This is a genomic window from Hymenobacter armeniacus (assembly GCF_014699055.1).
In the GTDB taxonomy this organism is placed as follows: domain Bacteria; phylum Bacteroidota; class Bacteroidia; order Cytophagales; family Hymenobacteraceae; genus Hymenobacter; species Hymenobacter armeniacus.
In genome coordinates this window covers 43,318-54,168 of the sequence record NZ_JACXAC010000010.1, presented here as the reverse complement: position 1 = coordinate 54,168, position 10,851 = coordinate 43,318, and the positions used below count along the sequence as shown (strand labels likewise).

The 10,851-nt window shown below is 64.0% G+C and carries 9 protein-coding genes; 8 read left to right on the top strand and 1 reads right to left on the bottom strand.

Annotated features, from left to right (window positions below):
* On the top strand, positions 1–581 hold a 581-nt coding region (locus tag IC234_RS21525), incomplete at its 5' end, for a murein hydrolase activator EnvC family protein (RefSeq protein ID WP_190928824.1).
* Between the two features lie 305 nt (positions 582–886).
* On the opposite strand, the gene IC234_RS21520 is transcribed toward IC234_RS21525, so the two are convergent.
* A complete protein-coding gene (locus IC234_RS21520) occupies positions 887–1,831 on the bottom strand; it encodes a GAF domain-containing DNA-binding protein (protein WP_317173428.1) in 945 nt (314 codons plus the stop codon).
* A gap of 271 nt (positions 1,832–2,102) precedes the next feature.
* Between IC234_RS21520 and IC234_RS22235 the strand changes: the two genes are divergently transcribed.
* The 7 genes from IC234_RS22235 to ruvA all read left to right on the top strand — a co-directional run bounded on the left by IC234_RS22235 (position 2,103) and on the right by ruvA (position 10,733).
* Entirely contained in the window at positions 2,103–2,471 is a 369-nt protein-coding gene (locus IC234_RS22235) for a Sec-independent protein translocase subunit TatA/TatB (protein ID WP_190928820.1), read from the top strand.
* Between the two features lie 42 nt (positions 2,472–2,513).
* Positions 2,514–2,984, top strand: a complete 471-nt coding sequence (locus tag IC234_RS22230) for a Sec-independent protein translocase subunit TatA/TatB (protein ID WP_190928817.1) — start codon at positions 2,514–2,516, stop codon at positions 2,982–2,984.
* 28 nt (positions 2,985–3,012) lie between these two features.
* A complete protein-coding gene (gene gatA / locus IC234_RS21505; protein WP_190928815.1) occupies positions 3,013–4,443 on the top strand; it encodes an Asp-tRNA(Asn)/Glu-tRNA(Gln) amidotransferase subunit GatA in 1,431 nt (476 codons plus the stop codon).
* A 148-nt stretch (positions 4,444–4,591) separates the two neighbouring features.
* A complete protein-coding gene (locus IC234_RS21500) occupies positions 4,592–6,754 on the top strand; it encodes a LysM peptidoglycan-binding domain-containing protein (protein WP_190928813.1) in 2,163 nt (720 codons plus the stop codon).
* A gap of 89 nt (positions 6,755–6,843) precedes the next feature.
* Positions 6,844–7,437, top strand: coding sequence for a hypothetical protein (locus tag IC234_RS21495; protein WP_190928811.1), 594 nt, complete (start codon positions 6,844–6,846; stop codon positions 7,435–7,437).
* A 139-nt stretch (positions 7,438–7,576) separates the two neighbouring features.
* Positions 7,577–9,847, top strand: coding sequence for an NADP-dependent malic enzyme (locus IC234_RS21490; protein WP_190928809.1), 2,271 nt, complete (start codon positions 7,577–7,579; stop codon positions 9,845–9,847).
* Positions 9,848–10,127: 280 nt separating this feature from the next.
* Positions 10,128–10,733 (top strand): Holliday junction branch migration protein RuvA, encoded by a 606-nt coding sequence (ruvA, locus tag IC234_RS21485; protein ID WP_190928807.1) that lies wholly within the window; start codon positions 10,128–10,130, stop codon positions 10,731–10,733.
* Positions 10,734–10,851: the final 118 nt, after the last annotated feature.

The window sequence follows — 10,851 nt, the reverse complement described above, 5'->3', positions numbered from 1 at the left end:
GCGGCGGCCCCGCCCGCCCGCGCCGCGACCCCGAAACCGCTTCGGCCGCCGCCGCCGATGACGACCCCACCGCCGCCCCGGAAAGCGACGCCCCCGAAACCGCCGCCGAGAAAGCCGCCGACCGCCGCGCCGTGCGCATCGCCCTCACGCCCGAAACGGCGCTGGCGTCCTCGTCCTTCTCCGGCAACCGCGGCCGCCTGCCGTGGCCGGTGAGCCGCGGCTTCATCAGCCAGCACTTTGGCCGCCACCCGCACCCGGTGCTGAAAAACGTAACCGTCGAAAACCGCGGCATCGACATTCAGACCGGGGAAGGCGAGGCCGTGCGTTCCTGCTTCGACGGCAAGGTGCTCACCATCGCCAACATCGCGGGCATGAACACCATCGTCATGATTCAGCACGGCGACTTCTTCACCGTGTACGCCAAGCTGCGCTCGGTGAGCGTACACGAAGGCCAGCGCGTGAGCGCCCGCGAGGTCATCGGCACGGTGGCCACGTCGGCCGAGGGCACCTCCGAGGTGCAGTTTCAGGTGTGGCACAACTCGGCCAACCTGAACCCCGAAAACTGGCTGGGGCGCAAGTAGCCAACCCCACGAGCCAAAAATCGAAAAGGCCCCTCGATGTTCGACAAACGCAGTGCGCTTGCCGAACATCGAGGGGCCTTTTCAACACCAACCTTTAAAAAAAAACACCGAGCAAAGCGCGGTGTCTTTCTGAGCTATGAAAACAAACTTAGCTGTCGGCAGAAGCGGCTACTAGCAGCCCCAACCGATAACCGAAACAAAGATGGCAGCCTTGGCTAGTGCCTTGCCGGGCAACTCGGTGAACGACCAGTGTGAACCGGCGAACGGCGCGTTTGGCTGGGCGCAAAGCCCGGCCGTGGCCGGGCTTATACCAGGTTGAGGCGAGCCAGCAAGCCGGCCTTGTAGGAGCTGCCGATGGGCACGCGCACCGGCGTGCGCGGCCCGGAGCCGTCGCGCACGCCGTCGAGCAGGGCCGCGTCGGCCTCGATGGACACGATGCGGTCGAGGCGCACGATGTATTTGCGGTGGATGCGGGCGAAGTCGCGCACCGGCAGCTTGGTTTCGAGGTCCTTCATGGTGCCGTACATGGTGAGGCGCTCGCGGGTGGTGTGCAGGTTCACGTAGTCGCCGAGGGCTTCTATGTACTGCAGGTCGGCGGTGAGCACGCGCACCAGGCGCTGGTCCTGCTTCACGAATATCTCGGTGCGGTTGTTGGCGTAGAGCGAGTCGCCGGTGTGGTTGGCCATGCGCAGCACGCCTTCGAGCTTCTGCCGCTCGTCTTCGAGCTGCAGCCGGACACGCCGCAGCTCTAGTTGGGCCATTACCTGCCGGGCCAGAATGCGCAGGGCATCGCGCTGGTCGGCGGTGAGCACGCGCGGCACCGTGTCGATGGCGCAAAGCGTGCCCAGGGGCTGGCCTTCGGGCGAGAGCAGCGGGGCCCCGGCGTAGAAGCGAATATTGGGGTCGCTGGTCACGAGGGGGTTGTTGGCAAATCGCGCGTCGGCGGTGGCGTCGTACACTTCGTACACGTCGCTGGCCCGCATGGCGTATTGGCAAAACGCGTGCTCGCGCGGGGTCTGCTGGGTTTGGAGGCCCACGTGGGCTTTAAACCATTGGCGGCTGTCGTCGATGAGCGAAACCAGCGAGATGGGCGTGCCGCAAATGAAAGCCGAAAGCTGCGCGATGTCGGTGAACACCTGCTCCTGGCCCGTGTCGAGAACCTGGTAGCTGTGCAGCGTTTCGAGGCGGTCGGCTTCGTTTACCTGGCGCAGGGTATCATCGGGAGGGGTAGCGTTTAAGGAAGGATTCACAGCGGTTGGTAAGATGCGGTTTCGACCTGTGGGTAAATCAAGAAGGCAGGGCGGCATGCGGAGTGTACAAAGCTAAGATATGAGTTTCAGCGCACTGCAGTATTTCCGTTGAACCGCAGCAAGTGGCCGGTCAACCCCCGCGCTTTATCTACCAAACGGCAGCTTCATTCAGCAAACACCTCCTATCGGGTATCTTTGGTACTCCAAACGGCGTTCGGCTACGTATATCCTCTTTTATCATCCCAAACCGGGCCGTGGCGCCCACCCGCTCATGCATCATCCCCTGTTTCTAATCGGCAGCTTCGGCACCACCGAAATTCTGCTTATCCTGTTCGTCATCATCCTGTTGTTTGGGGCCAAGCGCATTCCTGAGCTGTTTCGGGGCATGGGCCAGGGCGTGCGCGAGTTCAAAGACGCCACCGCCAAGCCCGAAGAGCAGCAGCCGCAGTACCGAGACCAGCCCGGTGCGCCGGTGCCGCCCTATCAGCAGCAATACCCCCAGCAGGGGTACCCGCAGCAGCCCGCGCAAGGGTACCCGCAGCCGGGCTATCCGCAGCAAGGCGCGCCGCAGCAGGGCTACCAGCAGCCCGCTCCGCCGGCTTACAACCCCAACGACCCCAACGGCCAGCCGCGCCAGTAAGGCCGGCTCGTCACTCTATTTTACCCATTAAGCTCCTTTCGTATGTTTGGTGATATCGGTGGTTCGGAGGTGATTCTCATCATGGTGGTCATCCTCATTTTCTTTGGCGCCAACAAGATTCCGGAACTGGCGCGGGGCCTGGGCAAGGGCATTCGCGAGTTCAAAGACGCCAGTACCGAAATCCGGCGCGAGTTTGAGCAGGCCGGTCAGCCGGCTCAGCCCAACAACTACGCCCAGCAAAACGGCTACGGCCCCCAAAACCCTTACCCTGCGCCCCAGCCCGCGCCCAACGCGGAAACTGGTTCCGGCTTCGACCCCTGGGCCACGCCCGCCTACGTGGCTCCCACGGCCGATGCCGAGTACCTGCAGCATCCCAACATCCCGGAGCCCAGCCCGGCCCCGGAACCCGCGCCGCCGGTGGCGCACCAGCTGCCGCCCAACATGGCCCCGGAAGGTACCCAGCCCCGGCAGCCCTACATTCCGGCCAATGCCAGTCCTAGCGCTGATGCCTAACTTTGGGCGCACCTAATCTGCAAGTAGTTTGAAGCGTTTTCAGTCTTTATCCGAAGTTCGTAGCGAGCTGGCGGCGGGCACCACGTCCTGCCGCCAGCTCGTTGAGTATTACCTGGGCAACATCGAGCGCCAGAACCCCACCCTCAACGCCTTCCTGGAGGTGTGGCCCGACGAGGCCCGCGCCCAGGCCGACGCCGTGGATGCCAAGCTGGCGGCCGGCACTGCCGGGCCGCTGGCCGGCATGGTCATTGGCATCAAAGACGTGCTGGCCTACGCCGGGCATTCGCTGCAAAGCAGCAGCCTGATGCTCGACGGCTTCAAGTCGCTCTTCACCGGCACGGCCGTGCAGCGCCTGCTCGACGCCGACGCCATCCTCATCGGCCGCCAGAACTGCGACGAATTTGCCATGGGCGGCTCCAACGAAACCTCCTACTTCGGCCCGGCCCGCAACGCCGCCGACCCTTCCCGCGTGCCTGGCGGCTCGTCGGGCGGCTCGGCCGTGGCCGTGCAGGCCGACATGTGCCTGGCTTCAATTGGGTCCGACACGGGCGGCTCGGTGCGCCAGCCGGCCGCGTTTTGCGGGGTGGTGGGCTTCAAGCCCACGTACTCGCGCATTTCGCGCTACGGGCTGGTGGCATTTGCGTCGTCGTTTGACCAGATTGGCCCCATCACCCGCTCGGTGGCCGATGCGGCGTTGCTGACCGAAATAATGGCCGGCCCCGATGGCATGGACAGCACCGCCAGCCAGCGCGAAGTGCCGGCCTACAGCCAGCTGCTCACGCCCGCGCCGCACTACCGCATCGGCTACATCGCCGACGCCGTGGACAGCGAAGGCCTGAACCCCGAAATCAAGGCGGCGCTGGAAACGCAGCTGGAGATACTGCGCGGCCAGGGCCACGTGGTGGAGGCGGTGGAGTTTCCCTACCTCGACTACATGATTCCGACCTACTACATCCTCACCACGGCCGAAGCCAGCTCCAACCTGGGCCGCTTCGACGGGGTGAAGTACGGCTACCGCGCCCCGGATGCCACCGATTTGGAGTCGCTCTACAAAAAGAGCCGCGCCCAGGGCTTCGGGGCCGAAGTGCAGCGGCGCATTCTGCTCGGCACCTTCGTGCTCAGCGCCAGCTACTACGACGCGTATTACACTAAAGCTCAGCGCGTGCGCCGGCTCATCAAGGAGAAAACCGATGAGCTGTTGCGCCAGTACGATTTCCTTGTGCTGCCCACCACGCCCACCACGGCCTTCAAGCTGGGCGAGAAGCAGGACCCAGTTTCGATGTACCTGGCCGACATTTTCACGGTGCAGGCCTCGCTGGCCGGCGTGCCCGCCATTTCGGTGCCGGTAGGGGAGGACGCCGCCGGCCTGCCCATCGGTCTGCAGGTGATGGCCGGTGCTTTCCGAGAGGCCGAGCTGCTGGCTTTTGCCAGCACGCTCACGGAGGAAGTAGTGGCGTAAAGCCGAAACCGTGTTGCGCTTGACAAATGCCCCGGCCTGCTGGCCGGGGTATTTTTTTGCCTGGCTGTCACCCAAACCTTGTTGCCGCGCGTAAGGAAATTTTCATTTCATCTCTACAACTTCTTTACCCATCGCCTATCTTAGTGCTATGAAGCAAGGGATTAAGCACGTGAAAATGCCTCATGGCCGGCGCCGTTGGCTGGGCCTGGGGCTGCTTGGGCTGCTGCTGCCGCTGCCGAAAACCATGGCCCAGCAAGTACCGCAGCCGGACTCGGCTAGCCGGGTAAATGCCACGATGCCAGCGCTGTTGGGCGATACCGTGCGGGTGCGCCTGGAGCTGCAGCCCGATTCGTTGGTGGCCGCGCCCCAACAGGTCGACTCGGCCCGGTTGGAATGGCTGCGCACCCCACCCACCCTGCGCGACCTAGTGTGCGACCGCGTGGGCTGCTTCGAGACCGACGTGCCGCACCAGTTCAACAACTCGGTGATGGCCTACGTGACCCTGTTCACGGCCCGCAACCGCAGCTACATGCAGCGCGTGCTGGAGCGCGAAAACTTCTACTTCCCCATCTTCGAGAAATACCTCGCCAAGTACAACCTGCCCACCGACCTGAAATACCTGGCCGTGGTGGAGTCGGCCCTGATTCCCACGGCCAAATCGCCGGTGGGGGCCACCGGCCTCTGGCAGTTCATGGGCCCCACCGCCGGCGACCTCAACCTGAAGCGCGACGAGTGGATAGACGAGCGCATGGCCCCCGAAAAAGCCACCGAGGCCGCCTGCAAGCACCTGCGCTACCTCTACGGCGTGTTTCACGACTGGGAGCTGGTGCTGGCCGCCTACAACTGGGGCGCTGGCAGCGTGCAGCGCGTGATGCGCCGCACCGGCAAAAAGACTTTTTGGGACCTGTACCCGCACATGCCGGCCGAAACGCGCAACTACGTGCCCACTTTCACGGCCATCATGTACAGCATGAAGTACGCCGAAGCCCACGGCCTGCGTACCGACAAGCTGCAATACCAATACGCCGAGGCGCTGGACACCCTGGGCCTGCGCGGCCGCGCCTTCGACCTGCGCCGCCTGAGCCGCGCCTGCGGCTACGCAGATTCCCTGTACCTCACCCGCTTCAATCCGGAGCTGCGGCGGGCGGCGCTGCCGGCGGGCTACCGGCCCTATGTAGTGCGCTTCCCGGCCTCAGCGGCGGTGCACCTGGGCGATGTGGACCGCAACACCTTGCTGGACTACTGCCAGCCCACGGCCGAGTTGCCGCAAGCCCTGGCCGCGCTGCCGCCCCGGTTGGAAGGCGTGGAGCCCTGGCAGAGCAAGCAGCTGCTGGCCGCCAGCGGCGGCCCGCGCGCCGAAGCCGAGGCCGAAGCACCGCGTTTCCGCCGCGTGCCCCACAAGGTGAAGCGCGGCGAAACGCTGGCCAGCCTGGCTGAGCGGTTTGACGTCAGCCAGGCCCAGCTGCGGCGCTGGAACGACCTACCCAAGGGCAGAGCCCTGAAGCCGGGCAAGCAGCTGGTGGTGTTTGTGCCCCTGCCGGCCGCCGCGCCCGCTACGGCCAAAGCCCCGGTGGAAGCCGTGGCCGTGGCGCCAACGCCCCGCCCCGTGCGGCCCGTGGCCTCGGCTGAGGAAGCGGCTGCCCGCAAGGAGCAGGCCGAGGCCAACGCCCGCGAAGTGGCGCGCGTGCAGGAGCTGGTGCGCCAGGAAAAGCTGCAGGAAGCCCGCCTGGTGGCCATTCGGCAGCGGCAGGCCATTCAGCAGGCGGCGGCTGAGGCGCAGGCCCGCGTGGCCGCCCGTCGCGCCGCTCAGGCGCAGGCCACCGAAGCCAAGCGTGCCGAAAAAGCCGTGGCGGCGGCCGAACCCGAAGAGGCCGACGAGCCCACCGCCGCCGAAACCACAGCTGCCGAAGCCGCCGCCCCGGCTGGCCCCTACACCGTGCGCAGGGGCGACAACCTCACCAAGCTGGCCCGCGAGCACGGCGTGAGCGTGGCCCAACTGGTGACCTGGAACAAGCTGCCCTCCGAAAACGTGGTGCAGGGCCAGCGGCTGGTATTCAGCGCGCCGGCCGACGTGGAAGCCGCGGCACCGCGTCGGCATCCGAGAACGACGGAGAAGGCCATGGCTGCAGCCACGAAGGCCGACTCGCGTAAGGCGGAGCTGACGGGCAAAGTGCACCTCGTGCAGCCCGGCGACACCCTCTTCAACATCTCGCGCCGCTTTGGGGTGAGCATGCAGCAGCTGCGCGAAGTGAACCACCTCACCTCCGACGAGGTGAAGCTGGGCCAGAAGCTGCTGGTGCCGCAGAGCTGAGCAGTAAGACGGGCCGCTAACCGGGCAAACAGGCCCGGCCTGGCACAGGAGTTGGGAAAGGGCAGCAGCCCAACCCCCATCTTTGTGCCATGAAAACCCTTTCCCTCATCTGCTCTACGACCCTTTTGCTGCTGAGCTGCTCCAAAAAAGAAGTCGAACCTACCCCGCCGCCGCCCGCGCCGGCCCAGGAAGCCACCGTGAACGTGGCCGTGACGTACTACGACGCCACGCCCGCCCGGGGCGCCTCGTACCTGGCCGAAAACCCCATCGCCAAGCAGTACTCCGACCGCATCGAATTCGCGTTCAACAGCCCGTTTGCTTCCGACCAGCTGCGGTTCATCATGCCCAAAAGCAAGATGAAAGCCGGCTGGGTGGGCACCTACGCCGTGGGCACCCAGCCCAACCCCGGCCTGGGCGACGTGCTGGTGGAATACCTGCGCCCGCTCTCGGGCTCGGCCAGCAATTTCTACTCCAGCAACGGGCAGGTGATAGACAACGCCACCTTTACCGTCACGGCGTATGACGCGGGCCGCCAACTGCTGGCCGGCAATTTTACGCTGCTCGTGCGGCGGGCCAAGAACCCTTATTCTTTTTTGAGCACGCCGGTGCCGCCGTCGCAAGACCCGCGCTCCGATGCCGATATCAAGCTCTACGGCGTCTTCAACGAGGTGCCGCTCCGATAATCATTGTGCGGACTTCGCGTCCGGCGGCGCCTCGCGTGGCTTACGCGGGGCGCTGTTTTTTTGCCCGACGCGCCCGACATAAGCCCGCATGCCCCAACTTGCAGTCTGAACCTCGCCCGGCACCGCCCGGGCCTTCGCTATGCTGAAAATAAATAAACAAGACGCCCTCAACTACCATTCGCAGGAGCCCGCCGGCAAGATTGAGGTGATTCCCACCAAGCCCGTAAGCACCCAGCTCGACTTGGCCCTGGCGTACTCGCCCGGCGTGGCCGAGCCCTGCAAAGCCATTGCCGAAAACCCCGACGACGTGTACAAGTACACCGCCAAGGGCAACCTAGTGGCCGTCATCAGCAACGGCACGGCGGTGCTGGGCCTGGGCAACATCGGCCCGGCCGCCAGCAAGCCGGTGATGGAAGGCAAAGGCGTGCTATTCAAGAAGTTTGCGGGCATCGATTGCTTCGACATCGAGATTGACGCCACCGACCCCGACGAGTTCATCAAGATTGTGAAGTCGCTGGAGCCCACGTTTGGCGGCATCAACTTGGAAGACATCAAGGCACCGGAGTGCTTCCGCATCGAGACGGAGCTGCGCGAGAAGATGAACATCCCGCTGATGCACGACGACCAGCACGGCACGGCCATCATCACCTCGGCCGCGCTGCTGAACGCGCTCGAAATAGTGGGCAAGAAGATTGACGAAGTGCAGCTAGTGGTGAGCGGGGCGGGCGCGGCGGCCGTGTCGTGCCTGCGGCTGTACCTGGCGCTGGGCCTCAAGAAGGAAAACATTGTGGTGTTCGACAAGGACGGCCTCATCCACGAGCGGCGTACCAACTTGGCGCCCATTCAGATGCAGTTTGCCACCACGCGGGCCGTCAATAATCTGGAGGAAGCTTTAGAGGGCGCCGACGTGTTCCTGGGCCTCTCGGCGGCCAACGTGCTGCCCGCCGGCCTGCTGCTGAAAATGGCCGACAACCCCATCGTCTTTGCCCTGGCCAACCCCGACCCGGAGGTGAGCTACCAGCTGGCCATGGCCACGCGCGACGACCTCATCATGGCTACCGGCCGCTCCGACCACCCCAACCAAGTGAACAACGTGCTGGGCTTCCCCTACATTTTCCGGGGGGCGCTGGACGTGCGCGCCACCGAAATCAACGAGGCCATGAAGCTGGCGGCGGTGCACGCCTTGGCCGAGCTGAGCAAAGAGCCCGTGCCCGAGATGGTGAACAAGGCCTACGGCGACAATACGCTGGCCTTTGGACGCAATTACTTGATTCCCAAGCCGCTAGACCCGCGCCTGATTACCACCGTGAGCCCGGCCGTGGCCAAGGCGGCCATGGAAAGCGGCGTGGCCAAGGCGCCCATCACCGACTGGACGGCCTACGAAGACCAGCTCCGCGCCCGCCTGGGCGTGAACCAGAAGCTGATGAACCGCATGACCTCGGCCGCCCGCGCCAATCCCAAGCGCGTGGTATTTGCCGAAGCCGACAACTACAAGATTCTCAAAGCCGCCCAGATTCTGCGCGACGAGGGCATTTGCTTTCCCATTTTGCTGGGCCCGCAGGAGAAAATCGAAACCATTGCCCGCGAAAACAGCCTCGACCTGGAGGGCTGCGAAATCATCAACATCCTGAAGCAGGACGCCAAGCGCGACGAGTACGCGGCCATCCTCTACGGCAAGCGCCAGCGCCGCGGCATGACGCTGTACGAAGGCCGCCGGCTGATGCGCGAGCGCAACTACTTCGCGGCCATGATGGTGGAAACCGGCGAGGCCGATGCCTGCATCACCGGCCTCACCAAGGACTACGGCAAAAGCATCATTCCCTCGCTGCAGGTGGTGGGCACCGAGGACGGCGTGCGCCGCGTGGCCTCCATGTACATCATTCAGCACAAGAAAGGCCCATATTTCTTCGCCGATACCACGGTGAACATCAACCCCACGGCCGAGGAAATGGTGGAGATTATCGGCCTGACGGCCCGCGCCGTGCGCTTCTTCGACACCGAGCCGCGCATTGCCGTCATCAGCTACTCCAACTTCGGCTCCAACGCCGGCCCGCTGCCCGAGAAGACGCGCCGCGCCACCGAGCTGGCCAAGCAGCGCTTTCCCGACCTGCTCATCGACGGCGAAATGCAGGCCAACGTGGCCCTGAGCCCGCAGCTGCTGCAGGAGCACTACGACTTTTCGCCGCTGGCCGAGAAGGGCGCCAACACGCTCATCTTCCCCAACGTGGAGTCGGGCAACATCGCCTACAAGGTGCTGCAGGAAATTGGCGGCGCCGAAGTCATCGGCCCGGTGCTGATGGGCATGCGCAAACCGGTGCACATCCTGCAGCTGGGCGCGAGCGTGCGCGACATCGTGAACATGGCCTCCATTGCGGTGGTCGACGCGCAGATGGGCAGCAAGGCGCTGTAGGGGCGGCGTTTTTCAACAAACATAGGAACGTCATGCTGAGCGCAGCCGAAGCATCTCACCCGCAATAGTAAATCCGATTACTTGCGCTGTGGAGATGCTTCGGCTGCGCTCAGCATGACGTTCTTTTTGCCTGATTCTGTTGACCTGCCCAACTGCTTCACAACTTCTTCATTTTGCCCAAAATTTTTGGCCGAAAAGCCAGTAAATTTGGGAGGGAAAACCCCGTTCCGGGTGTTGCCTAGCTACTGAAGCGCTTTTCTCGTTCCTCCTTTCCCGCTCTATGATTGCCTACCTCGACGGTAAACTAGCTTACAAAGACGCCACCTTAGCCATCGTCGACATTCTCGGCGTGGGCTACGAAGTTCGCATTTCGCTGGCCACGTACTCGAAGCTGCCCGCCGAGGGCGCGGCCACCAAAATCTACACCTACCAGCACATCAAGGAGGACGGGCAGACGCTGTACGGCTTCCTGGACCCCAACGAAAAGGCGCTGTTTATGCAGTTGATTTCGGTGTCGGGCATCGGGCCGGGCACGGGCATCGTGATGGTGAGCAGCATGAGCGTGGGCGAAATCCGCGACGCCATCGTGCACGAGAACGTGCGGGCCATTCAGGCCATCAAAGGCGTGGGTCCCAAGACGGCCCAGCGCGTGATTCTGGAACTCAAAGACAAGCTGCGCAAAGACGAACTGCTGGCCAAAGCCGGCGTCGACACCGTGCCCCTGGCCCGCCAGCACAATACGCACCGCGCCGAAGCGTTGCAGGCTCTGGTGACCCTGGGCTTTGCGCGGGCCGCCGCCGAGAAGCAACTGGACCAGATTCAGCAGAAACACGGCAGCGACCTGAGCGTGGAGGAATTGATTAAATTTGCTTTGAAGTCGCATTGAGTCGCGGCGCGAAAATTGCTTTCGCGCTGCTGCACGGGTTGCCTCATCCGACTTGCTACCTTCCGTAAAATGCCGTGCTTGGTGCGGGCCGTTTGGCCGGCGTCGTTATCCACTTATC